The organism is Pseudomonas cichorii (genome assembly GCF_003700275.1).
Classification (GTDB): Bacteria; Pseudomonadota; Gammaproteobacteria; order Pseudomonadales; family Pseudomonadaceae; genus Aquipseudomonas; species Aquipseudomonas cichorii_B.
Genome location: NZ_RBRE01000089.1, coordinates 90,565 through 116,561 on the forward strand (window position 1 = coordinate 90,565; position 25,997 = coordinate 116,561).

17 protein-coding genes and 1 pseudogene are annotated in these 25,997 nt (G+C 51.2%); 12 read left to right on the forward strand and 6 right to left on the reverse strand.

All coding sequences use genetic code 11. The annotated features are described in order from the left end of the window. Window positions 1-34 precede the first annotated feature (34 nt). Window positions 35-1,207 carry an endonuclease/exonuclease/phosphatase family protein gene (locus tag ALQ04_RS23615; RefSeq protein ID WP_122318134.1) on the forward strand — a complete coding sequence of 391 codons (1,173 nt, stop codon included), beginning with the start codon at window positions 35-37 and terminating at the stop codon, window positions 1,205-1,207. A gap of 11 nt (window positions 1,208-1,218) precedes the next feature. Here the strand turns inward: ALQ04_RS23615 and ALQ04_RS23620 are convergent, their stop codons facing one another. Then, window positions 1,219-2,259, reverse strand: coding sequence for a zinc-dependent alcohol dehydrogenase family protein (locus tag ALQ04_RS23620; RefSeq protein ID WP_122318135.1), 1,041 nt, complete (start codon window positions 2,257-2,259; stop codon window positions 1,219-1,221). A gap of 160 nt (window positions 2,260-2,419) precedes the next feature. Here ALQ04_RS23620 and ALQ04_RS23625 point away from each other — a divergent pair, with 160 nt between their 5' ends. After that, window positions 2,420-2,902: an Lrp/AsnC family transcriptional regulator gene (locus ALQ04_RS23625; RefSeq protein WP_122318136.1), complete on the forward strand. Its 483-nt coding sequence runs from the start codon at window positions 2,420-2,422 to the stop codon at window positions 2,900-2,902. A 780-nt stretch (window positions 2,903-3,682) separates the two neighbouring features. Here ALQ04_RS23625 and ALQ04_RS23635 read toward each other — a convergent pair. From ALQ04_RS23635 to hrpB, 5 genes and pseudogenes are all read right to left on the reverse strand, one after another. After that, the gene (locus ALQ04_RS23635; protein WP_122318138.1) at window positions 3,683-4,093 is read right to left on the reverse strand and encodes a hypothetical protein; all 411 of its coding nucleotides are present in this window, start codon (window positions 4,091-4,093) and stop codon (window positions 3,683-3,685) included. Further along, window positions 4,090-6,837 carry an RHS repeat-associated core domain-containing protein gene (locus tag ALQ04_RS23640; RefSeq protein WP_183142261.1) on the reverse strand — a complete coding sequence of 916 codons (2,748 nt, stop codon included), beginning with the start codon at window positions 6,835-6,837 and terminating at the stop codon, window positions 4,090-4,092. The genes ALQ04_RS23635 and ALQ04_RS23640 overlap by 4 nt, the downstream gene beginning before the upstream one ends. After that, window positions 6,834-8,312, reverse strand: a complete 1,479-nt coding sequence (locus ALQ04_RS23645; protein ID WP_122318139.1) for a DUF6531 domain-containing protein — start codon at window positions 8,310-8,312, stop codon at window positions 6,834-6,836. Before ALQ04_RS23645 ends, ALQ04_RS23640 begins: the two co-directional genes overlap by 4 nt. A 156-nt stretch (window positions 8,313-8,468) precedes the next feature. Further along, window positions 8,469-9,950: a DUF6531 domain-containing protein gene (locus tag ALQ04_RS23650; protein WP_259645081.1), complete on the reverse strand. Its 1,482-nt coding sequence runs from the start codon at window positions 9,948-9,950 to the stop codon at window positions 8,469-8,471. A gap of 375 nt (window positions 9,951-10,325) precedes the next feature. Continuing rightward, window positions 10,326-12,473: pseudogene (gene hrpB / locus ALQ04_RS23655) on the reverse strand (ATP-dependent helicase HrpB); the annotation flags it as partial. 92 nt (window positions 12,474-12,565) lie between these two features. Between hrpB and ALQ04_RS23660 the strand changes: the two are divergent. The 10 genes from ALQ04_RS23660 to ALQ04_RS27760 all read left to right on the forward strand — a co-directional run bounded on the left by ALQ04_RS23660 (window position 12,566) and on the right by ALQ04_RS27760 (window position 25,985). Further along, the gene (locus ALQ04_RS23660) at window positions 12,566-14,857 is read left to right on the forward strand and encodes a hypothetical protein (protein WP_122318140.1); all 2,292 of its coding nucleotides are present in this window, start codon (window positions 12,566-12,568) and stop codon (window positions 14,855-14,857) included. Next, entirely contained in the window at window positions 14,841-16,925 is a 2,085-nt protein-coding gene (locus tag ALQ04_RS23665; RefSeq protein WP_122318141.1) for an integrase, read from the forward strand. The genes ALQ04_RS23660 and ALQ04_RS23665 overlap by 17 nt, the downstream gene beginning before the upstream one ends. Next, window positions 16,922-17,524 (forward strand): hypothetical protein, encoded by a 603-nt coding sequence (locus ALQ04_RS23670; protein WP_122318142.1) that lies wholly within the window; start codon window positions 16,922-16,924, stop codon window positions 17,522-17,524. Before ALQ04_RS23665 ends, ALQ04_RS23670 begins: the two co-directional genes overlap by 4 nt. Then, a complete protein-coding gene (locus ALQ04_RS23675; protein ID WP_259645082.1) occupies window positions 17,524-18,948 on the forward strand; it encodes a site-specific integrase in 1,425 nt (474 codons plus the stop codon). Before ALQ04_RS23670 ends, ALQ04_RS23675 begins: the two co-directional genes overlap by 1 nt. Before the next feature lie 274 nt (window positions 18,949-19,222). After that, window positions 19,223-20,995, forward strand: a complete 1,773-nt coding sequence (locus tag ALQ04_RS23685; RefSeq protein WP_122318144.1) for an ATP-dependent endonuclease — start codon at window positions 19,223-19,225, stop codon at window positions 20,993-20,995. Between the two features lie 121 nt (window positions 20,996-21,116). Next, window positions 21,117-21,923 (forward strand): hypothetical protein, encoded by an 807-nt coding sequence (locus tag ALQ04_RS23690; RefSeq protein ID WP_183142262.1) that lies wholly within the window; start codon window positions 21,117-21,119, stop codon window positions 21,921-21,923. Between the two features lie 257 nt (window positions 21,924-22,180). Next, window positions 22,181-22,753: a hypothetical protein gene (locus ALQ04_RS23700; RefSeq protein ID WP_122318146.1), complete on the forward strand. Its 573-nt coding sequence runs from the start codon at window positions 22,181-22,183 to the stop codon at window positions 22,751-22,753. Window positions 22,754-22,822: 69 nt separating this feature from the next. Then, the gene (locus ALQ04_RS23705; protein WP_122318147.1) at window positions 22,823-23,938 is read left to right on the forward strand and encodes a YiiX/YebB-like N1pC/P60 family cysteine hydrolase; all 1,116 of its coding nucleotides are present in this window, start codon (window positions 22,823-22,825) and stop codon (window positions 23,936-23,938) included. A 257-nt stretch (window positions 23,939-24,195) separates the two neighbouring features. Beyond that, window positions 24,196-25,107 (forward strand): tyrosine-type recombinase/integrase, encoded by a 912-nt coding sequence (locus tag ALQ04_RS23710; RefSeq protein WP_122318148.1) that lies wholly within the window; start codon window positions 24,196-24,198, stop codon window positions 25,105-25,107. 623 nt (window positions 25,108-25,730) lie between these two features. Next, complete coding sequence (locus ALQ04_RS27760) at window positions 25,731-25,985, forward strand: SEC-C metal-binding domain-containing protein (RefSeq protein ID WP_122318149.1); 255 nt, start codon at window positions 25,731-25,733, stop codon at window positions 25,983-25,985. Window positions 25,986-25,997 lie beyond the last annotated feature (12 nt).

Here is a 25,997-nt window from a genome sequence, read left to right on the forward strand (position 1 = left end):
CACGAAACGGCTGCCAAGGACTGGCAGCTCGGCTATGCTCGTTCGCGAACCCGCTACTGAGCGCGCTGCGCTCCAAGCCGAGCCGATGCCCCGTTTTCTCTTGCGCCTGACACTCATAGCCCTGCTGCTGACCGGCCTGGTGCTGGCCATGGTCTACAGCCTGACCTGGCGCCCGGAAGACCGGGAACCGGTCACAGCCCTTTGCACCTCCCAGGCGCCACCGCTGGTGCCGGGCCAGGCGCTGAAAGTCATGACCTGGAACATTCAGTACCTGGCAGGCAAGCGCTATGTGTTCTGGTATGACATGGCCGATGGCAGCGGCCAGGACGAACGCCCGACGCATGAAGACATCGCCTACAACCTCGATGAAGTGGCGCGGGTCATTCGTGACGAACTACCGGATATCGTGCTGCTGCAGGAAGTCAGCGATGGCGCCAAGAACACCGATTACCAGAACCAGCTGGCCCTGCTTCAGGAGCGCGTGACGGACCTGTATCCCTGCAGCACGCAAGCGTTCTACTGGAAGGCCGACTTCGTACCGGACCTGCACATCCGCGGCAGTGTCGGCATGAAACTGGCGAGTCTCAGCCGCTATCGCATCGATCACGCCGAACGCCTGCAACTGCCGGTGCCTGAAGCCAACCTCATCAGCCGCCAGTTCAACCCCAGGAATGCCTTGCTGGTGAGTTACCTGCCATTACGCGATGGCGGACAAGTGGCGATCATCAACACCCACCTGAGCACACCGGCTCAAGGCGACGACACCTTGCAACGCCAGATACAGGTCACCGGCAAACTGCTCGATACCCTTGAAAGCAGCGGCACTCCCTGGCTGATCGGCGGCGACTTCAACCTGCTGCCGCTGGGCCAGTACCAGCGCCTGCCCGCCGAACAGCAAGCCCGCTACAACCCGGACAGCGAACTGCATGCGCTGTGGGACAAATACACGATGATCCCCAACAATGCCGAGGCCAGCGGCATCGAGCGCAACAGATGGCTGACCCACTTTCCCAATGACACCCGAGTCAGCGGCCCGGACCGAACTCTCGACTACCTGTTCCATAGCCCGGGCCTGAAGCGCATCGAAGCCCGGGTTCGCCGCGACGACACGCTGCTGATCTCCAATCATCTGCCAGTTATCGGGCGATTTCTGTTACCGGTTGAAGAGCTACGATCCATGAGCTTTGAGGTTTTGCCCGAGAAGTAGCGTTTCATGGATCAAAACACGGTGACAACGGTGACACCCGCTGTCTCGAACTTATCCATGTTCACCAGCGCATCGATCGACTGCTCAAGGCTGATGGTTTTGCCGACAAGTTTTTCCGGGGCCAACTTGCCGGAGTTGATCATCTCGATCATGGCGTCATAGCGATGCGCTTGCATCCCGTGGCTACCGTAGATCTCCAGCTCATACGCGATGACCTTGCTCATCGGAATCGCCGGCCTGGCGTGATCAGCGAGCATCAGGCCAACCTGAACGTGCCGGCCACGACGGCGCAGGTTATTGATGGAGTTGAAACAAGTGCTCGGATGGCCCAACGCATCCAGCGAAACGTGGGCTCCGCCCCTGGTGATTTCCAGGACGGCCTCGGTGACGTCCGCCACGCGGTTGGCATTAACTGTCGCAACGGCACCGAGCGAACGGGCCAGTTCGAGTTTATCGTCCGAGATATCGATGGCGATGACGTTGGCGCCCAGTGCATGAGCAATCATGACCGCTGACAGGCCAACACCCCCACAGCCATGAACAGCAACCCACTGACCGGCTGTGACCTTGCCCTGATCGACAACCGCCCGGAACGAAGTGACAAAACGACAACCCAGACTGGCCGCCGTTGCGAAGTCCATGCTCTCGGGAAGCGCGACCAGATTCAGGTCTGCCTTGTGGATACCCACATATTCAGCGAAGGAACCCCAGTGAGTGAAACCCGGCTGAAACTGGGTGTGACAGACTTGCTGGTTGCCGCTATTGCACTCCGGGCAAGCACCACAACCGCCCACAAACGGCACGGTCACGCGATCACCGGCCTTCCACTTGCTGACATCCCTGCCAACCTCGGCCACGATGCCAGCGAGTTCATGCCCTGGCACATGCGGTAGCTGAATGTCCGGATCATGCCCCTTCCAGCCGTGCCAGTCACTGCGACAGACACCCGTGCCCTGCACCTGAATGACCACGCCATGCGCCTCCGGAGTCGGATCTTCGACGGTCATGAGACGCGGCGGCAGGGAAAAGGCTTCGTAGACTACGGCTTTCATGAAACACCTCCGCCTGAACAGGCACTGCAACGAAAAGAATCAGCTGAATCGCGCAACAATTATGAATGAACAGCGTGAAATTACCTTTCAAGCTGCAATTGACGAAGTGCAATATTTGAAATTAACCTTCATTTAACTATCAGAAATGAAAGACCCCATCATGACCGACGCTCTGGACAAGGTAGATATTGCAATCTCGGAGCGACTGCAGCGCAACGGTAGGCTGTCGAATGTCAAACTTGCGGAACAGCTTTCCCTCAGCGAAGCCTCCTGCTGGCGAAAGCAGAAACGTCTTGAAGAATGCGGAGTGATCGAGGGCTATCAGGCAATCCTGAACCGCAAGAAACTGGGGCTTGGCGTGATGGCTTTTGTACAGATTTCCTGCACCGATCACAGCGAGGAAGCCACAGCCAGGTTTGAAAAAATCATCGAGGCAGCCCCACAAGTGCTCAGTTGCCACAACACAACCGGCGAGGCGGACTTCCTGCTTCAAGTTGTCGCCAAAGACCTGGACAGCTACAGCCGCTTCGTTGAAAAAGTCCTGCGAAAACTTCCAGGCGTATCGAGCATTCGCTCGAACCTTTCATTGCGCGAGATGAAGACGACCAATCGGTTGCCGGTGACGGAGCTTTTGAGCATTTAGGGGGACCATCATCCGTATGCTCGCTCAAGCGCCACCCTATTTGTCGCGCCTAAAAATCTTCAACAAGATCGATTATAGTGCAGGGCGCTACAAATTTTTCGCAGGTCATCGCGCTTTTTCCACGTAAATCAACCAGCCCGCACTATAGAGCCAAAAACTGATCTGCAAATCTTTCCGTTTGAGGTCGATCTCCGCTTAACCCCATAATAATAGTTTCTACGGACCACAAGTATTCTATAAGCATTTCTCTGTCAGCCTTACTCTCAACAAGCTTACATAAACCCGGAATATATGCATCATACTCACCCATCTCTTCCGAATAGGCTGCAATACCAATAGGACCCCATTGCTTATGAACGGCCTCCCGCACATGCTCATACAATGCGGACTGCATGCGAGCACTCACCTTACCTACCTCCAAGCATTATGGTAATGATGGTTCCACCTTGAAAGTCAACTACCAAATTAGCTTTATTAGAATTATCATCATAACCGTGCACTTGATTTATCTTGGCGCACCAGTACCATTTTTATAGCTTCCTTAACTACCGACGGAGTATAGCCACGCTCCTGCACTCCAAGTCAGAAAACATTAATTTTAAGTATAAAAACCCCACCCTTTGAAACCATAGACTCACGCTCCAACGTAAGCGATCCACCACACACACTCTAACCGTGAATCTGAGGCGTTATTCTGGGCTCCCGAATAATTTCTGGAGCCTTTGCCATGATGCACCCTTCATTCTTAATGTCTAGGAATTCAACTGGCTGTTCAACGGTTTAAAAATAACTAAAAGATACCGTTGACTGCAGGTAAAAAACATCTGAAATCGTCTCTTTTGACAGATAACCATCCTGAACATCATCCGACGACATGACGGGCAAATCCAAATTAAATTCCGTAAATTCAGGTTTAACCGCACCCTGAACCTTTAGAACATGATCCAGACCACCAATATGAGAAATGAACTCTGGAATCATTTCGCACATATCAAAATCCTCCGAAAACTCCAGAGAAAAAACCACATAAGAACGTGCTAACAACGCCCTGACACCAGGCTTCACATGCTCGCCCTTGTTTCCAAACCGAGATGATTTCAGGCCCACCAGTTCAATGACCTGAGCGGCGGGCATATCAAAACCACGAAAAGTCAAAGACACCATTTTTTTTCTTTTATTCAACGCATTCATAGAATTTCCTTCCCCGACCCTCTCTTCCCGTCCCAAATCCACTTTCGGCCTGTGGTCTTATCATTATAAATATTCACTTTTGAATCACCTCGACCTTTCTTTGCATCATGAGCATCATCATAGCCAGCCTCTTGGGCCACATCATTAGCTTCTTTATTTCCTTTGATCTTATCTAGATTATTTTCATCTGGCTGATCCTCATAGGAATTATTAAACATTTTCTCAAGAGCAAAAACACCTAGTCCGGCCCCTATCGCACCACCTAAAACTCCGCCAACAATAGTGCCAGGACCAGGGCATACTAACGTACCCCACGTTGCTCCAATTTCAGCACCTGGAAGAGCAAGAGCAACAGTACCTTTAGGATCAAAATACCTAAGTGGATTGCCAAGAGCATAACTGTAAGTATTGAGTCCTCCACCAAGCCCAATCGGATCGCTCTGGATGTACCGTCCAGTCTCGGAATCATAATCGCGGAAATAGTTGTAGTTCAGGCGGGTCTGCGCATCATAGATCTGCCCTGGAAACCGGAGCGCTACGGTGGTCACCTTCCCATCGCCGTCCACATCCTCTTCAGGCGCTCCCACGCCATAAGCATCGCTATTCCAGCGCCACAGCAAGGCCTGTGTACTGTCAGTAGCCATTCGTGGTGTATTCAGGTGATCAGTATGCAGATAGATTAGTTTGCTGCTGCTCACGTCTCCCAACGTCGAGAAATTGACCGTCAACTGGGCAAGAGGCATGTCATCCAGCCAGAACCAGTATTGGCCGCTGGTTTTCAGACCGTTAGAATCGAAAAACGTCTGACCAATAAGTTTGCCGCTCAGGTCGTACAAATAGGCTGTCGTGCCTAGGAGCACCTGGCTCCCCATCTCAAAAGTACGCTTGGTGATGCGCTGACCCAGAGCGTTATACTTGTACTCGGCGACTTGATAAATGCTGGCTTGATGGACTTGGCTAAGACGCCCTAGAGCATCATAGGTATAGCGTCGACCATTGAGTTGAGTGTGATTGCCGACCAAGTCGGTAGCCAGTGTAGAACCATTGAGGCTGACCAATCGATTGCTGTCATTGGCATACGTCAGGGACTGGGTTTCGCTGGCCTCGCCACTGCTCAGGTTGCTGGTGGTACGCTGAGTCCGGTTGCCGGTGGCGTCGAAGCTGTAGCTTTTCCTGACGCTATTGGTCTGTTCCTGAGTCAAACGCCCCAAAGCATCATATTCGTATTGCACCGCCCCCCAAAGGCTATGGGTGGCCTCGGCAATATTACTGTCTGCATCATATCGATAGCGTGCTTGCCAATTCCCGACTTGCTGTTGCGTCAGTTGGTAGTCCTGATCATAAGCCCTCGACAGTACGACACCATTACCCCAGGTCAGCGACTTAACCGGGCCAAAAGGCTGATAGGCAATGTTTTTGGCAAGAGTGACTGTTCTACTTCCAAGCGTCAGTTTGATACCTGTGACTTGGGCTGCGCTATTACGGGTGTAAGTTAAACCTATATTTGATGGGTAACCGATCGCAATGAGATTACTGGCCGCATCATAGCCATAACTTAAATTTTCGTAGTAATCCCCAGCGTTAACCCCTACCGAACGGTGCTGGTTGACGAGATTACCTTTGGCATCGTATGTGTACGTCAATACACCTGCGCTGTCCTGAATACCGGTACGGCGGCCAATACCGTAATTTCCATTAGCGGTCTGGTCATAGAGAAATTTGATATCAAGCGCAGGAGTAGCAGGATAGCTTTTGCTGACTAAGCGATTCAGCGCGTCATACTTATAGTCGGTTACCACCCCACGAGCATCGGTACTGCGAATGAGGTTGTTGGCTTCATCATAAGCGAAAGTACTGGTGCCGGAATCTGTACTTATGCTGCTGGTCTGATTGCCTTGACTGTCATAGGTATATCGTGTCGTTACGCCACGCGGATCGACAACTTGTGTGACCTTATCATCAGGGTTGTAACTCAAGGCAGTAACGCCCTGCTGGGGATCAACAATCTTACTGAGACGATTCAGGGCATCGAAAGCTTGCTGCGTTTTGTGATCACGCGCAGTGGTAGAGCCAGCCTGATTGTCATTCAGGTCGTAATCATAACGCCGGGTTTGGTTATCAGCACCCACCGCCTTGATCAAGCGTCCCAACTCGTCGAAGACTCGTTGCTGAAGGTGGACAATAGCGCCACTACTATCAGCTATAGTTTCCGAAGTACGGTTTCCCATCGGATCAAGCGTATAGCTAATGCCTTCACCAAGCTGATTCTTCACCCCAATCAGACGTCGCGCGTCATCATAGCTGTACTTGATCCAATTACCATCAGGCATGGTGATTTGCAGAATATCGCCGACTTCATTATAGGTGTACTGCGTGGTCGATGAGTCAACTGTTCGGCTGGCAAGCCATCCTTGCGGGGTATAACCAAGTGTTGTTGCTACTCCATTAGGGTCGGTTACAACCTGCGGATTGCCATGACTGTCGAAATCACCAAGGGTATAAACATGACCAAGCGCATTGATGACAGTCGTAAGGTTGCCTTGAGGGCCATATGCATACGAAGTAATGTCACTGACATCATTGCGGGCACCATCAACACTGGCGATCTGTCCAGAAGGTGTATAAGTGTGGCTGATAGTACTTGCACTGACATGAGATAAAAACAATGCGCATGCAAGGCCCGCTATCAGTTGACGCAAAGAGGAAGCAAACATGCTAGGGGCCTTCAGATAATAATTATTCATCGGGAAGTGACCTGTCGAGTGAGTTCCCGCCCTTGGTTGTCATAGCTGTATACCGTGACGCGATTCGGCTCAACGATCTTGGTCGGCAAGAATCGATCAGGATCCCACTCGGTCGTAACGGTACGGGACTCGGTCGTTCCGGTTGCTTCGGTACGGCTGGTTTGCAGCCCTCGGGAGTTGTAGGAATAAGTCGTTACAAGCCCTTTTGCATCGGTCTTGGTCAGAACTTGAGCGCGCTCATTGTAGGTGTAACTAGAGTTGCTGGCCGGGCAGTTCGGCGATGGCTCACCTTCAATTGAAGTAACTCGTTTGATGCCCCCGATCTGCTGGTAACGATAGATCGTTGTTTTACCCAGCTCATTGGTCACCGTACGAGAACCATCCGTATTGTAAGCCACCTGAGTCAAACCTACGCCACCGCTGTGCTGACTACTTACTGTTCGACCTTGATCATCATAGGACCAGGTAGCAAAACGAACGCCACGCTCATCTGTAATGCCTGTTAACAGGCCTGTATTGCGCGAATCCTCATAGTGAAACTGTCTCTGCTCTTTCTGAGAACCGCGCGTACGGCTCAGTTGAACAAGGTGCTTGTTACTGTCATAACTATAATTGATCTGTAAACCGGGAGCCACGAGGCTCAAGGGTTGATGTTGCGTATCCTCGGTAAATATCAGTGACTGTCCGCTATCGCTGGTCACTGTCACCTGATCATTGCTATAAGCCAGTTGCTGCCTGAGTCCGACTGCATCAATCCACTCTATCAAACGCCCGCTTGCATCAAAGGTGAAGCGTTCATTATTGTCTGCGGTATAGAGCCAATTATCCCCCGTCTTGGCTAGCAAGCCGGTTTCCGTCGGGTATGCAGTGGCAATGTCGCCCTCAACACTAAAGAACGACTCGCGACCATCAGCATGAACCAGAGATAACTTGCCAATGGCAAAGCGGATAAATGTGGAATAGTTATGCCGCCAAAGTCCATCTAAGCTATTGTAGGCACGAGTAAATACAGGCGCTCCGACACCGTTCGTTTTATAATCTAATTCCACTTGGAATTTATTACCAACAGCCAAACTAATGGGGTTACCAACACAGCTTTCGGGTGGGGGAGCACCTTTTTGCTCATCATTCCCACACTTTGCCGTAGCGACATTGTACATCGCCCCCTCACCGCATTGACGCACATAAAACTCAATGAAATGAAAATCATGTCCAACATAAAGATAACCAGCATACCAGTTATAAGGAGGAGCCCACACAGAGCGAGAGCAACGATCATACCCAGGATTAATATACCCAAGCCTAGAAATCACAGCATTGCACGCTTTCTCAGCATCTGCATCATTATCGAAATTATCATAATGATGAATCCAACGCCAAGGCCCCATTTCTGAAATAACGTCTTGAACCTCTGCTATAGAACAACTACTAAAAAAACAAAAAAGACAAACAAAAAAACGCCGCCCCCACAACATTCACCACCCCTCTAAGAAAACATATTAAATCATGGCTGGAAGAATCAGTTTCTAACAACCTGCCGACTGAGTTCACGCCCTCCAACACCTAAGCCCAAAGCCACAGTTGACGCGAAGAAAAAGCAAACATGCTAGACTCCTTCAGATAATAATTATTCATCGGGAAGTGACCTGCCGAGTGAGTTCCCGCCCTTGACTGTCGTAGCTATATGCAGTGATACGATTTGGCTCAATAACTTTAATCGGTAACGATCGATCAGGGTCCCACTCTGTTGACGTGGTTCGAGCCACAGTAGTTCCTGCTGCTTCAGTACGGCTGACCTCAAGGCCACGAGTATTATAGGAATAGGTTGTGACAAGTCCTTTGGCGTCAGTTTTGGTCGATATCTGACCTTGGGAGTTATAGGTGTAAGTAGAGTTACTGGCGGGGCAATTTGGAGTTGGCTCACCTTCGATTGCAATGATTCTCTTAATGCCATCAATCTGTTTATAACGATACACCGTAGTTTTGCCTAACTCATTGGTTACCGAACTGGAACCATCTGCATTGTAAGCAATCTGGGTCAGCCCTGCTCCACCGCTGTGCTGACTACTAACGGCTCTGCCTCTATCATCATAAGACCATGTAGCAAAGCGAACACCGCGCTCATCGGTAATCCCCGTCAGTAATCCGGCGTTGCGAGCGTCCTCATAGTGGTAGCTTCGAGTTGAAGTGGCTCCATTCACATTTTTTAAAAGACTGGTCAAGCGCTGAGCTTGATATATGTACTGTATTTTCGCGTCGCCGGACTCAAGCGTTTTTAGCTGACCAAGAATATCGTCAGCAAACTTTACTGATTGGCCAAACTCATCGATGACCGTGACATTATATTTATCACGCGAGACGTTGTGCACTAAGCCTTGAGGACTGACGATGTTGGTCAATTGTCCACTTACGGAAAAGCTCATGACCGAGCCATCCAAAGATTTGAAAGTCCATCCTGCCTCAGTCGCAACCAGTGAACCCAGATCAGTAGCAGAAGAATACTTACCATCAGCCAATTTAAACAAAGATTCTCGGCCATCCGAACGGGCTAGAACCACAAAATCCGCCCCCACATTCAGAGCAGCTGAATAACTATGCCTCCAGAGTCCATCCATACTATTGTAATAACGCCCGACAATTATAGGACTAGCAGCTCCAACCCTAAAGTCTTCTTCATATTGAAATTTATTGCCGGTCGCTGCATCAATTGGGTTACCGACTTTCATGGAAGGGCTTTTACACGACAACTCATCGTCATCTGCACCTTTTTGCCCATTAAAACTACACTTAGCTGTCATGTAATTTAAAGTGGTACCACCCTCACATGAAATTGTCACTTTAGAGATTGTGCCCCAATGGTGCTCCCACCCTCCAGACGTCATAAGATAGCACTCATACGCACCTGAAACATTATACCTATTGAAGTGCGGAGCATACGATTTCGCTAACCAAGGTGCATATTCATAAACAAGATACTCACACCCCTGCCACGGCTTTGAAAAGACAGAAATGCTTCCATTCGACCCCGAATCCCAGTAAGTAAATTCTTTCGCCTTCAAGCCCGAGCAGCTAATAGCCAAAAATAAAAACAACGCCACCCCAAAACGCTTCATATCCCGTTCCATCCAGTGAATACACTATAAAATCTCTCAAACCTTCAAAAATCACTTTAACTCACGAAGACATCCCCACCCTAAAGCCCATACATTCCGTTACACACTGAGCAAGAAAACCTCCAACAGCTTATTAGAAACCACAACACCACTGACCTTACAAAATTTTGCAAAAATAGTATTTATGATCCGCACGCAGCAGTCAATAACGTTAGAGACAACATTAACTCCAAGTGTAAGATAATCATTCCTTTTAAAATAATGCAGCCACTTCTCAGCTGCAAAAATGCACCGTACATTTAAAGAAATGTATCGCCTTCAATCACGTCTCGCGGATAAATCCGCTCCTACTCAGCCCGGTAGTTAATCTCTCCCCTAACTCTTCCTCGGCTTGACCCGCGCAGTAGCCTCCGCCACCAACGGGTCATCCGGCCAATAATGCTTCGGATACCGCCCCTTCAAATCCTTCTTCACCTCGGCATAGGTACTGCGCCAGAAATTAGCCAGATCCTGTGTCACCTGCACCGGGCGGCGTGCCGGGGACAGCAGGTGCAGTTTGACGATCTGTCGGCCATTGGCGATGCGCGGGGTGTCGGACAGGCCGAACAGTTCCTGCAGGCGTACGGCGAGGATCGGTGGGTGTTCGCTGTAGTCCAGACGCACGGATGAACCGGACGGTACGCTCAGGTGGTGCGGTGCCTGTTCTTCCAGTCGCTGAGGCAACGGCCAGGGCAGCAGGTTGTGCAGGATCGAGGACAGGTCCAGATTGCCGAAATGGCTTAGCCGGGTGACTTTGCCAAGATACGGCAGCAGCCAGGATTCCAGGCTATCGAGCAGGGCAGGATCGCGGACGTCTGGCCACTCGCTGGTGTCCTGTCGTTGCAGATCCAATTGGCGCAACAAGCCCACCCGCGCCTGCCACTGGCGAAGCTCCGGCGTCCAGGGCAGCAGTTCCAGCCCTTTGCGCCGCACCAGTCCAAGTAAAGCGTGGCCACGGGCTGATTCATCGAGGCCGGTCAGTGGCTCGCGGCTGAGGATCAGTTCGCCGACCTTGCGCTGACGTTCGGCGCGCAACACGCCTTCGCGCTCGTCCCAATCCAGTTGATCGACATGCGCCACTTGCTCGCACAGCACGGAGTCGAACAGTGCCGGATCGAACTCGGCCGCCAGATAGATCCGCTCTTCGCGCTGGCCCTGACGGCTGCCCAGATCAGCGATGACCAGCCATGGCTGTTTCATCAGCGCATCGACTTCCGCGAACAGGGCTGCACGACCATTGGCCAGTCGATATTCAGCACCGCCAGGACGGCGTTGCTGGGCGACACGGTCTGGATAAGCCAGCGCCAGCAGGCAACCGAGCCAGCGCGAATGATCGGGATCGCTGACCGCTGCAGTGGCTGCGCCTCTCAAGTAACCACGGTACTGACGCGCCAGTTGTCTGGCTCGCTGTACGCCGCCCTGGGCACCACGGGCGACACGCTCGCTGCCAGCCAGCAAGGTCAGTCGGCTATGCAGGTCGGCCCCAGCGCCGCGCAGAATATCGCGCTCGCCGAGCAAGGCTGCGACATCGCAGGCCAGATTGCCCAATCCCAGCGCATGACCGCGCAGCAACAGATGCGCGATACGCGGATGCGCAGGCAGCTCCGCCATTGCCTGACCATGGCAGGTCAATTTTCGATCCTGCCCCTGGCCGCTCAAGGCGCCCAATCGCACCAGAAGGTCCTGCGCCTGTGCATAAGCTGCGGCCGGAGGCGCATCGAGCCAGACCAGTTGGCTCGGCAGCACGCCCCAGCGCGCCAGTTGCAGCGCCAGCCCGGCCAGATCCGCCTGGAGGATTTCCGCCGAGCCATAGGCGGCGAGCTGCTCATGTTGTGCTTCGGACCATAGCCGGTAGCAGACACCGGGCTCCAGGCGCCCTGCCCGTCCGGCACGCTGAGTCGCACTGGCGCGGGAAATACGCTGGGTATCCAGGCGCGTCATGCCGCTGCCCGGATCGAAACGCGGCACCCGCGCCAGTCCGGCATCGATCACCACGCGCACGCCATCGATGGTCAGGCTGGTTTCCGCGATGTTGGTCGCCAGCACAACCTTGCGCAAGCCCTTGGGCGCAGGTTCGATGGCAGCACGCTGGGCATTCAGGTCGAGTTCGCCATGCAACGGGCAGAGCAGGATGTCGGCACGTTCGCCCAAGGCCTCGGCCAGTTGCTGGTTGACGCGGCGGATCTCGGCCTGTCCCGGCAGAAACACCAACAGGCTGCCGGACTCATTGCCCAAGGCATCGAGAACAGTCTGCACCACTCGCGGCTCGATGAACTCGCCGGGCTGGAACGGCCGTCCCCACTGCATGCTCACCGGGAACATGCGCCCCTCGCTACGCACCACCGGCGCATCATCTAGCAGCGTGGAAAGGCGCTCACCTTCCAGGGTGGCCGACATCAGCAGGATTTTCAGCGGCTGTTCGTCGCGAAACAAGTCACGACCGTTTAGGCTCAGGGCCAGCGCCAGATCGGCATCCAGACTGCGCTAATCTTCTTGACCGATTGCACCATTCTGTCAAAATACCAGAAACGCCCGATATAGAGCGTCATTAGCGACATTTTAAGAGCATGTAGAAATTGACAATCATCAAAAAAACCGCATCGTTGGCGAACTATCCTTTCAAGGCCCTAGCGCCTGAAGTCGTAGAGTTGCTGGAAAGGACAGCCAAGAGGGTTAGCGGCACCACTGGCTACAGCACTGCCCTTAAGCTACTCGAATGCTATTGTGACCTGCAGAATGCTCAGGTCACCTACCTTGATCTCTCCAGCCCCAAATACCTGGATTTGGTCAAAGGGTTGATGGGTGCCGTGATGAGTGATGACTTTGTTGAGATGCACTCCTCCACGCGCCGTACCGTTGCTCGCCTCATGGCTGTTATCCATCAGAGCCTTTGCAACGAAATCCCTGCAATGGAGCGAGTGGAACACGACCCCGCAAGCATGGCGCTATGCGATGCTATCTGGCAGGAGCATCGCTCGGAGCTGTGCCCAGTGCGAATGCAGTATTGGAATGGCTGGATTGTCGAATCTTCCAAAGGCCAACATTTTTACCTGGCCTTGCAACCCATTTGGACGAGCCATGGGCAGAAGTTCGCTGAGGATTTATTTCTTCAGTGGAAACTGCATTTCAAGAAACAAGCAAGGCCTGCATACTCCTTAGTCAACAAGATGGTAGGTTTTCTGTCAGCCAATTGTGAAGACTGGCCTGCTGTGACGTTCCAGCACCCACAGATGGTAAAAGGATTTTTTCTTGCGTTCATGAAAGATTATTTTCTGGATGTCTATAAGCGCGGATTGAAAATTGACTCCCAAATTATTACTTGGGTTAATTTCATGGTGACCTGCGAACAGATTTTCATTGAGACAGGTAAGTGGGCCACGCCCTATCAAGGTGGCTTACCTAAGCCAAAGGTGAACCATAACATTGGCCATGCAAGCAAGAAGAAGATGGGCGATGACGGCGTAGTCGTCCATGAAAAACTAATCACACCGATTCCATTGCACCTCACAGATGAGGAAGCAATTGAGATCATATTCAGCAGGATTCTGACTGACATTTCAATCATTAAGTCTTGGGCCTTTGCACAGCGCTCAAAAATGATTAATAGCGTTTACCAGCGAAAAGAACTGGCAAAAACAGGCACACCAATTGACTCAGGGATGTCTAGGAAAACCATAGCTGAAATCGGGCCAGAGAATATCTGTGCCACATTTGAGAGAGACGGCTATCAACGTCATGTAGATTACGTACTATCACACTTCGGCCATGAAAGCTTCAAAAAAATCGCTGAGTTATTGGGTCTACCAATAGCTTATAGCCTCCACCCCTATCAGTTCCTCCTGGTTTCCGAGCACCCGGAAATCACACCTTCATTTCTATATAAACTCCAACTTCACGACGATAACGGAGATTATATAGGCTACATAAAGTCGGACGGAGGCGCAAAGCTAATAGGTTATAAAGACCGAAGAGGCAAAGGTCTCAGCGAGCAAATTATTGAGCTCACTGTAGATTCCCAGCGATGGATTGAAGAGGTTATAGAAATCACAGCGCCGCTGAGAGATGCTCTTCGAAAAGAGGGAAACCCCATCTGGAAAGAGCTTTTCATCACTTGCGGCAAAGGATTCGGCCCGCCATCAAGTCCAAAGCTTCCTATATGGAATCGCTCTACATTTGAGTCGAAGGCTCCGCTACGCGAGAGCTTGCTAGAGCAATTTGCTCCATATGAACACATGATGCCTTGCGGAACCCTGGCTTACCTAGAAAGGGTTTCTCTATCTTCCTTGAGATCTTCATGCGGTGTTGAAGTGTACCTTCGCACAAAGAACGTCACGGAAATGGCCAAAGCTCTGGGGCATGCCACTTACAAATCCAATCTGCTGAGACGATACCTACCTGATGCAATCCTCTCCTTTTTTCAAACAAGGTGGATCCGAATCTTTCAGCGGAGCATTATCTGCGAGGCGATGAAGGATAGTCCATATCTGCTAGAAGCCACGTGCTTTGAGAGTATGGATGAACTGCATTCCTTCCTTAAAAACCACGCTCTCAAAGACATCCCTCATCACCTGAAAAACCCTGAGAACAAGCCAGACGATGAAAAGGCCACGTCACAAAAATGTCATGTCTACATATCAATTGATGTAGGAATCATGACGGCACTTCTTTCCTTGGAAGCTGCCGTTAACGCCTCCGACAGGAAACAACAAATTTGCGGCAGAGCTAGGTATTGGGCTGAAGTATCAAAAACCGTCAGTAAAGAGATCGAGCGTGGTCATGACAGCTTACTGAAAGAGCACCTTAGCGTCGCAAAATCTCATTGCAACCCAAGCCAAATGGAAAAGGTCATCTATGCAACTGCCGCCTGAGCTCGACTTCCTAAACCAGTTTTTCATTGATCCTAGCATTGCTCTGAGACAGGCTGATTGGTTGCTCAGCGATTTCGATGACAACTACTGGGCTTACAGCTTTGGCTTCAAAAAGCCTAAAATTATTGACTGGAATGTGGAGATGGATGATGGCAGCCGCCTCATCGACCCTAAAAACAGGGAGCTTCTGGATGGATTAAAATATTTCATCACAGGAGTAACCAACTCTACTTCCCAGACTGTAACCCGCACAAGTGCAACCTCAACGCGAGTATACGATTTCAATCGCGCCTTGCATATTGTGGACTTCCTGCTGCTTAACGCCAAAAATTTTCAGCTAGCGAAGCATGGCCTTGCCGGCCTTGGAAGGGATGCTTTAAAGCTTACTCTAGCAGAGCTTTGCTCCAATAGATCCACCGCCGAAGCTGTATATGGCTGGTCGAAGCGCCTATCGCTCTACTGCTTAAATCTTACTCTCCAGACAAGTGCTAGCGATATTGATTCTGCACTGAAAGAATTTCCAGACCTCAACAAAATAAGCTCAGATCAAATTGAGAACAATACGCTCGAGATCCCATTGGAAATTATCCCGCGCGTTCGCGCGGCCTTATACGTGAATGATATATATAGACGCTCTGAAAAAGGCTACACGCCTAACTCCGTAAAAATCTCGAACTTAATCTACCGGAACACATTGAAGGGCCGCCTCGAAATCAAGCCAACGGCCGACATACTCTCCACTAGAACATGTGACTATTTTACTCGAGAGCTTCTCCCCATCACCGTGACCACTGGTAATCAAGAGTCAATAGCAATGGCTGACTTCTACCAATTCAGAAGAACGCTTTATAGCCTTGGCACCCTCCATGAACTAGGATTACCTGCGCCATCTGTAGAAGACCTTGACGCGACTAGAAAACTCCTCCTGGAAACGGGCAAGCTAGGTAGATTTAGGACACTCCCTTCGAAAGTCGTTTTCGGCGCCGTGAGGAATGCAATAGAGTTCCATATCAAACATGGAAAATCGTTGATCGACGGAATCTGCAAGGTGGCCCTGCATTGCAAACTGAAGGGTATTTCCACAAGCGAACTGACAGACGATGTAGTACGCAAAATTATCGGTGAAGACCTTCGCAAGCTTGGAGTTGAAGGACTTGGCCTATCTCGGCGGGTAATCGGTACTGCCCACCTTGAACCCATCAAGGGATCAACCTCGGAGTATTACTCTGACTTACGAGCCAACAAGGGACTTCTTGAGCTTATAAAGGTATATTTCGGCAGTACCCAAATTATTGTAGGCGCTTTAATGGGCCGTCGCGTTGGGGAGCTTAAAGATCTTCATGCATCCAATTGCCTTGATGTTTCAGAGCAATGGCTTGTATTCCTAAATCGAAAAAGCAGCCGTAACCTTTTCGGCATTCGCCAGACCGAGGTCAGACCTATTGAGCCCATTGCGGTTAAAATGATCAAAAGCCTTGTTCGGATGCAAAAAATCCTTAAACGCTTGGGCTACATTGATGAACTCACGACATTGTTCAGCAGCCCCTCGATCAGTGGCGATTTGTCACTCGCCAACGCGAACTCATATAACTACAACCAGAACCTCGACTTCTTCTGCGACTACTTTGAAACCGAAACCAATGAAGATGGCAAGCGCTACTATATTCGGCAACATCAGTTGAGGCGCTTCTTTGCGTTGTTATTCTTTTACTCCAGCAGTTTCGGCGGCCTCGAAACCTTGCAGTGGATGCTTGGGCATACTGACGCAGAGCACGTATGGCATTACATTACTGAAGCAATTGACGGAGCGACGCTTGCAGGCGCCAAAGTCCAATATGTGGCTGAGGCCTTGCACAGTGGCGACATTGAAAGTTTCGAGAGCCTTGCTGCATTGGTGACCGCTCGGTACGGCACCGAGAATTTCACACTTGCTGATACAAACGAACTGGAAGAATATCTCGCAGACCTGATGGAAGAAGGTGCAATTACCATCGAGCCGGAATTTTTCGAAGATGGCGATGGTCAACGTTTTAAAGTAATCGCAAAAGTAATTGGGGTTGACGCATGAAGAAGGTTGATGCTCGAGTGGAGCGAAACACCTTGGCACTTAATACACTTATGGAGTTTCTTCATCATATCCATAAGTCACCCGACAGTTTCAAGGACAAAAAAGAACTGATCCAGGCGCTCAAGAGCCAGGTGGCGACGGCGGGCCTGGAAATCAGCTTCCAGGCCGGAGAGGTTGCCAAGACGACATCGCCCATGAGTTTGAATACGCTGAAGACATATGCCGAGCGGAACATCACGGCAGGGTTCGATGGGTTTAATAGGCTTCGAGTTTCGGCCCTGGAGGCAGTGGAAGCTGCCGGACGTAGGGCGGAACGCTCCAACAAACGTACGAAGGTAGGGCTCACCCTGCGCGCAGAGGAGCTGGAGTACAAGCTCTCTGCTCTGCAAAAGACGAACATGGTGTTGCTGCAGGCTCTTAATCGCGCTCTTGATGACATCAAAAGTGTTCGAGACGCATCCAGCACGGGCGTAAGGGCGCTACGTGCTGCGGAGGCAATCAAGGCGCTATCAGCAATCACTTCGCTCAATGCCCCGCCGTTTAACAGGCTTACAAATTCAGATGAGAAAGCCGTCATAAACCTTGACGAGTATCGATGATGAACAAGGCAACCTCTCATCAGCTTTACTCGCTCATTGATGAGCTAACACTTTTCTCACACATGGCGCTGGGAAGAATTGAAACCAATACCTTTAACGCCATCCCGTTTGTGACTTGGCCTGACGGGTCGCCATGTATTCCTGCGAATCTCTACATACTCTCTCTGCTTGAGCGTGCAGGGCGTGGTGGTAACCGAGGTCTGTCTACCCGAGGTTCTAAGGGCGGCTCCCTCGGAGAATATGCTTCTAAGATAGGGCAATTAATCCGCTACTGCTATTATAAAAACATAGACCTCATTCACCTAACAGATTCAACCTTCACGACGTTCATTGGCTCATTGAGAGACGAGAAGTCCCCAATCTACCCAACCTCCAACAAAAAGTCTGAACCCACCATTCTAGCGATTGGTCGCCTTTGCCTAGACTTCTTGGAGTTTGTGGGGCGACTCAATGGAAACCCGGAGTTTGTGTCCAAGGGTGGTACGATTCGAATAACTCATGAGACTTTCATCATTACGTCCCGAAATGGTCGAAGCATTAAGAAATCCTACATCCACCATCATTCCCTTAGCCTTGGAGGACGGACACGAAGTGTATTCCCCATAACTGATGCCAACATCAAGAAACTGACCGATGCTGTTGATACACTGCCTAGTTCTCGGTTCGTTAACATGAGGCGGAAGATTATGCTTCTGCTCTTAGAGCACACGGGAGCTCGGCGAGGAGAAATTTCAAGGATCCGGGTCGAGGATATCCTGAATGCACTTAATTCGGATCAGCCTATGCTTCGTTTGGAGACATGGAAGCAGGGAGCTTCAAGCGAGCGGTTGATTCCAGTTCACAAGATGGTACTCAGCGATATCATCACCTACATCAATCTTCACCGCAGGAAGGTTGCCAAGAAATACAAGAAAGGTAAAAACGACGGTTTCTTGTTCATAGGCGAAACAACAGGCGAAGGGCTACTGCCGGATACAATCACCTCTGAGGTCACAGATCTCAAAATAGCAGCAGGAATTAAGGAGAAGATATCCCCACACATGTTCAGGCATGCATTCATCACTAAGAAATTCGTGAGAATGATTAAAGAGCATGAGATGTCAAACTCCGACGAGTTCCGGCGAGCGCTTCTCGACGTCAAAGGCTTTATCGCGGAAGTCATGATGTGGACTGGGCATAAATCGCCAGACTCAGTCGAGCGATACATTCACTTGGCCTTCAAAGAGATTTCAGGTTATTCCGCAACGGTTACTTCGGTACATCTCACAAGTGCCATGGAATTGTTTGATCGTAAACAGGAGCAACTTGTACAGCGGTTAAAAACTGATTTGACTATTGAGGAATATGAAGCCGAACTGCGGGAGCTGAAGCGCTTAAGAGATGAGGACTTTGAGATTGCACGCAAGCTCACTCCAGCCTCCTGACATCGTTTCCGGACGTTGTGCCATGCGTTTCCTGGCTTGCCCCCTCCAGGGGACGGCTCTCGTGAACCAAACCCCTGCTGCGCCTGGTTTTGGCCCTGCGGGCTTCCATCCTCATGCCTTTGGCCCCGAGGGCCGGCGCGCTTCGCTTGCGCGAGATAGGATATGCGGTCACAGCGCTGCTGCATCCTTGAGCAATAATTCCAAGATCATGGCGCATCGCCACTTTCCAGCTACGCTGAGGAGCCTTCCCCACCGTAGAAAAGGAATTCACCCCATGCACGCCTTGAGCAAAGTACACATCAAGAACTTTCGCTCTTGCAGGCAAGTGATCTTGCCACTCGGCGATTTCACCCCACTGGTCGGTCAAAATAACGCAGGAAAATCTACTATCCTGGATGCGATCAGGCTGGTGCTTGCGCCCAAGGCATTCGCGAAGACAGATGCGAATGACCCTGCCCAGCCCATCATCATAAGCGCCTGTGTATCCGGGATTACCGATGAGCTGATTGCGCAGATCCCTGAAGCCCGACATCAAGCCGCTATTAATCCCTACTGCATCGGCGGAGACCTTTGGATCAGGATTTCTGCGTTAGGCTCGGCTAGGCCTTCCACGGAGGTTTGGGAGAATGCTGAACTCGATGATCAAGGTGTCCCTACCTCTTGGCGCTCCTATCCGACGGGCCTGCCTCAAGCCATTTCGGCGTTGCTACCAGAAGCGTTGCATATCCGCGCCATGGACGATGTTCAGGAAGACTTAGGTAAAGGCAAAGCTGGCAGCACAATTCGTGGGCTACTGGATGAAATCATGGCACCCATCCTCACTGCTCACCAAGAGGTACAGGATGCACTCACAGCAGTCAGGAATATCCTGGGATCCGACGGTGAGAACCGATCCCCTCTGCTGACTGAGTTCGACACCAGTGCCACCAGCGCCCTCTCGAGCTTCTTCCCTGGTTTGCAGTTAAACCTGGACGTACCATCAATCGACGTTAAGGAGTTTTTCAAGAGCGGTGATCTGAACGTGACAGATGAGATATCTGGTCAAACCAGACGATTCGACACTTTAGGTAGCGGTGCTCAGCGCGCAATACAAATGGCCTTGATCCGGCTCCTAGCCGACATCCGTAAAACCCGCGATCAAGACCTTTCTCGTCGTCTCTTGCTGATCGATGAACCCGAGACTTTTCTCCACCCACAAGGTGTCAGGGGCCTTAGGGAAGCACTTCATGTGCTTTCAAAATCCGGCTACCAAGTCGTTTTTACCACCCATTCACCATTGATGGTGAGCAGGGATAACGCGCCCGAAACGGTCATCGTGCGCAGATCACGGGAGAATGGTTCCGAGGTTCGGATTCCGATGGGCACGGCGGTTACTCAAGCTATAGCAGAGGCTCAAGCCCAATCTCGAACTCTCTTTGAGCTCGGAAACATTGCGGAGATCTATTTCGCCGAAAAGGTAATTTTGTGCGAGGGCAAAACCGACCAGAGGCTGCTACCCCTCATTTACGAAAAGCTCTATGGCGTTAGTCCGGAGCTTGAACGGATCTGTTTCGTTGCCCTTGGGAGTTGCACCGCTATCCCTAAAGGATTTTCTGTGCTGACGGCAATGGGTATCAAATGTGGCGTGATCGCTGACTTGGATTTTGCATTCACCCACGCTAGAGGCCCCTGGCTTACGAAGGAATGCGAAGAGATGGATAACGTCAAATCTGTACTTCGGGTTGTCAGCCAAGCCGAAGGTTTCCAGCTCGGAGGAAATGGAATGCCTCAGAAATCCCAAAGCGGAACTGCAGCGGACTGTTGGGCTGCCTTCGCGAGGCATGCTGAAGGCCGACCGCTCGCAAACGCCGCCCATGAGGCCATGAAGGCAACGTTCTCAACCTGGGTCTGGCCAATGGGGTGCATTGAGGACGCATTAAACATTGAAGAGAAGGGAGAAGCAGCCATCATCGCCCAGGAGGACAGCATCAGGAACTGGCAGCCGGAGGTAATTGACCAAGAGTTTCCCGTTTTCCGTAGCACTCTAGATTGGATGCGGGCTATCTGACAGAACCTCAATTGTAATGCTTCCATTTGGGAGCATTACATGGGCAAATCCTGATTAATGATCCCGTTCGGAGCTGCATAGCTGCTCGCCGGTTCAGCTAAAAAACTATTGGGCCCTTAGCATGTACAAGAAAGACCACTCGCCTCACGAAACTCCCAGCGAAACGCTGGATGAAAACGGCAATCGCGTCAAAAACCCGAACAGGATCACGGTCAATCAGCACGTGATCCCCCAGGCGCATCTGAAGGAATGGCTGGCTGGAGAAAACCTTATAACGATATACCGCAAGCAAGGTGGCGACCCAATATACCGAGCCCCGAAGGATGCGTTCGTTGTTGCCAGACTGTGGGATCAGCCTACTGAGCAAGGCATGATCAAAACGAACGAGGACAACTATCAGCAGCAGCTGACGTTACTCGCAGAGACCGGAAGCATCGCTCGCTCCCCCTGGATCACAGAATACTTCGTGATGTTGGCAGCACGTGCCTATTTTGCAGCCAAAGAAAGACCGCTTTACGACTCCACCATGGAGCCCCCGTCTTGGGCGCCGTCTCAGGCTGACCTTGAAGAGGATGAAGTGGAGCAAGTGCATGATACCGTCCGAACCTACAGGGGAGCTGGAAACCCACATGCTACAGCCCGCACGGTTGTGAGCATGGCACTCACATCGTTCTTCATCAGAGGGCGGGTGCTGATTGAGGACACTGTATGGGTGCCCTTCACTACGACGGGGGAGAAGTTCATCCTCCCCGACTCGAACGTAGCGCTGTACGAGAAACGTTTTCTAGCACTGCCCGTGAGCCCGGAACTCGTGTTGCTTGACGAGAAGCTACTTGCCGGGCTCCAAGAGGCCGGCCAACTCACGCCGACATACCTCAACAAGCGCTTCCTGGAGTCATCGGTTCGCTACTACGTTGCCCCCAAGTAAACCCTGCTCAAGGCATGCACGCTTCGCCCACAGCCAGAACAGATACGCTCTGGCTGCTCTCAGGGCATTCAGGCTGGAAGGAGGGTGTATACCTGCTTGCGCCTTCCATACACCGCAATCTGGAGCAATTCATTTCCAGCGCTGGCAGCCTCGGCGATCTTCGGCAGCTGGGCCATGCGCGACACCATTCCCTGAGCATCAGCCCCTGAGCTACCATCGAGATATATCTGATCAACTAGGTTCCAGGGAAGACACACATGCCGAACATTTGGTCGAAGCTGCCAGATATCATTGGCGCCTGGATTGGCCTGGCAATCGGCCTTTTCCTAATGCCGCTCTTTTTCCTGCCCGCCTTCCTGTTCGGCTGGATCATGTGGGGCTGGGCTTCACCGGCAGCGATCTATTCATTCATCTACGACAAGACATTCATGATCGTCATCGGGGTGGCTTTGCTGCTGCTCCTGATTTGGACGGAGGGGTTTAAGGCATCGCTGGATGAGGCACCTGCCCTGGCCAAATTCCAGTACGAGACGCCGAACCCAGGGTGGTTATGGCGCTACTACCTTGGCCGGAACAGAGATCTCATCGAAGCCTACTGGCGCGTCTACAACTTCGACTTCACGGAAGACTCGCTTGCTGTGTACCTGCAGCAACATATGCCTAAGGTGTATCGGCGCCATACGCAGGCGATGTCATTCTTCCCCGAATGGTTAGCGCTTCAGCGTGTCAGCGGCCACATTCGAAACAGCCATGTCAGGCACACTCGTAACGGGCCGGTGAATGTGAGATCGCACCATGTTAGTGACCATACGAGGTCAAGACGTCGATGAAATCTCCGCAGCCCTAGCTGATTTAAGTAGCTAAAATTTTATACCACAAGTTAATTAAAGGGATTTTTAATGTCTGTTCGAAAATACATTCTAGAACGCTCACTGCTCCAGCCTGCCGATATCATCCTAACCGGCGACAAGGGCGGGGTAAGTCTCTCCGTAAGAGCCGCCACAATCAGCAGATATTCGCATGCTGCCATTTATGTCGGAGACACTACTATCGAAGCTACGATGGCTGGCGTTTTCTCAAAAAATCCCCAACGCCTGATATTCGATAGACTTACGGATGTACTGGTTTTACGTGCGAAACGCCCGCTATCTGAGCTTGAGACTCGCGCAATTTGCTCCTATGCCCAATCAAAAGTCGGAAGCCTCTACGCCCTCAATGAAGCGATTACCATTAAGCTGAGGACGCTGTTAAGACATCAAGATTCAAAGCAGCAGTTCTGCTCAAGGTTGGTTGCGAAATCTTATGAGCATGCTGAATTTGATTTGATGAACTTGAGAAATCCTGCATTCTGCACGCCCAAACAATTGGCGCTATGCAAAGCGTTCGAGCCGGTTAAAGGGGTTGTCAGGCCTGCTAGCGAGGCAGAGATTGCATTTGCAGAACGCGATGACCCTGCGCAGGAAAATCATCGGCGGCTTTATGACTGGCTAAATAAAGTAAGAGAATTAGTCAGCCAAGATAAAGAGTTATATGGGAAATGGGACATCCAGTCTCAGAACGAGGTGGATGGGTTTCTTTTAGCACACCCTGAATACGACATCCAAATATCCAAATATATGGAGGACAGCGAGTATTTAGACTTCTACACCATAGAGTCGCGCCACAACCCCTATCGCTACAAAATCGAACTATTCATGCATCGTCTTTCCCAGACCGAAGAACCAGACGAATTCATAGACGATGAACTATCCAAAGAAATAAACATCTTCCAACGCTTTGCCAAAATGCAGAATCATTATGCTGATCAATACAAAATCAAAAACCTAAAATTCTTCAAGCTGCAGATACAGCTTTATAATAACATGCTGTCAGAAATACTTGTTCGCGTATCTGTTGTACGAGAGGCCCTTTTAGAACTTGGGTTAATTGATGAGGCTGAAAGCCTTGAAGCATCGATTAATGCAGTAGCATCAGTAGTTAGAGAGGGGCACGAGGCTCTCAGGGGCGCCAGTTGACTTCATGACATATCTGCCAATGAGCATAGGGCGGAGGGTATGCATGCACACGGCCACACCACTGCATGGCCTTCCCCCCAACTCACCTGATCCTAGACACTCGCGAAGCCAAGATGATAGCTTTGCCGCACCTGATCTCCCTGGATCAAACGGTCGGCTCGTGAAGGCTCAAATGCCACAGGTGAACACCCTTTTTATCGCACGCATTTCGACGATAGTCAGCGGGCAGCCGACACCCTGGCGACCGGAGAATTGCTATGCGCGTTCCAATCTATCCAGACGACCTGATCCGTAATCGCGGCTTCAAAAGCCTGTCCAAGCAATTGCAGCAGCACTGGTGTGGCCCAGCCCCAATCTCACTTGCAGATGCTCAAAAAGCACTCGCACGAGGGCTGGGTTATGAGAGCTTCCATGATCTCAGCGAGACCTCAAAGGTCTGCCCCCCAGATGCGCCAGTACCGCCTGAAGCCGAAGTCAGGCAGGCAATTGGCTCATCCATCAAAACCACCCTTCAGTCAGAAGCGTCGCTGTCTGTAGAACAACTGAAGCTGGAACAGCTTGTAAACGATCTCTCACTGAAAAAGCTCGTAGCCTTCAAACGTGTGCAGGTGTCTCCAGGTGCTAGTCATGGCCTGTTATCTGAACTGGTTCGCGGGGATCAGCCGGGGTTGTCAAAGGAACACGTTCAGACGCTGGAAAAGATCCTTGCCGAATCTGGGAGCTTGAGAGATCGAGCGCTGTTCGCATGCATGCTGGGTGCTTTGCGGCAAAACGAGTTCCTGTCGGCCAGAATGCAGCATAGTGCTCCGGTGTATGGTGTGAAGAGCCGTGAAACCAAGAATGTTATTGAAGCGATCCCCGATAGGCACAGGTCGATGTTTGAGCAGTACATCAAGACCTCGAAGCTGTCGGAAGGAGAATATCTTTTCCGTGCGGCTAATGGCTCTGGGCGTCCACTATCGCCTTACGCGCTGAGAAAGATCTGTGTCTCGTGGGCTTGCAAAGCGGATATTAATGCGGGCCTGCTTACACCTCATGCCATCCGAAGCACTACAGATAATTATGCGGACTTCATGCGTCAAATCATCGATAGCACGGGGCACCACTCAGCCAATATGTCACTGGCATACGCAGTCGGACTACCGACAACCAGTAGCACTGTTCACTAGGCCCATACTCGGAAATGGTAGAAAGCTTCATTCGCGAGGCCATTGGCGGTTTCCCTACCCTATGGGTCGACGGCGATCTGAAGTATCCCCGCTTTGGGCCAGCCCCCTGTCGGGGTACGGCTGTCGTGAACCAAACCTTGGCTTCGCCAGGGTTTGGCCCTCCGGGCGTCCATCCTCAGGCCTTTGGCCCAAAGGGCCTGCGCGCTCCGCTTGCGATCATGGCCTGTATCCGAGCAACTCCTCCAGGTATATCCAGCGAATGCAGCCTGGTGATTACCGTTCCGAAGGCTAATGCGAGGTCGATTTGTCTAGCCTATGTGGGAAATTGCATTCCACCTGATCATCCGTATGCATTGCACTGACCAGTCATTTGCATTCGACCTGACCAGACGTTCACATCGAATTTGGCCGCTACGCTTCGTATACTTGACCGGTTGAAGTCCACAGCCAAAAGCAGTCAGTGAGCGGAGCGGTTTCAGAGTCGCTATTCCGAGCTACCTCGACGGCTTGCGCTGATCCCATAACGCATACACTATTCGGCTAGCCTGCCGACCAGATGTCGACGCTATGGGCACAGCGGCGCTCATGATTAACGCGAATTATCTAGTTTTTAGAGGATTTTCATGAAAACGCCGGGAAGAAATGATCCTTGTTGGTGCAAATCAGGGAGAAAGTATAAACACTGCCACCGAGATACGGAAAATCAGGCATCTGTAGCGACTCACACAGTGATTCAAACTCTAGGCTCCTTCAAAAAAACTAGAAAATGCAGCGTCCCACAATCACTGGCGCATGAATGCTCAACTAAGATAATTAACGCTCACACAGTTTCAAAAAGCTCATCCTTGAAAGTGATAGCCAAAGACGGGCATGTGTAGTGGTCAACTTTT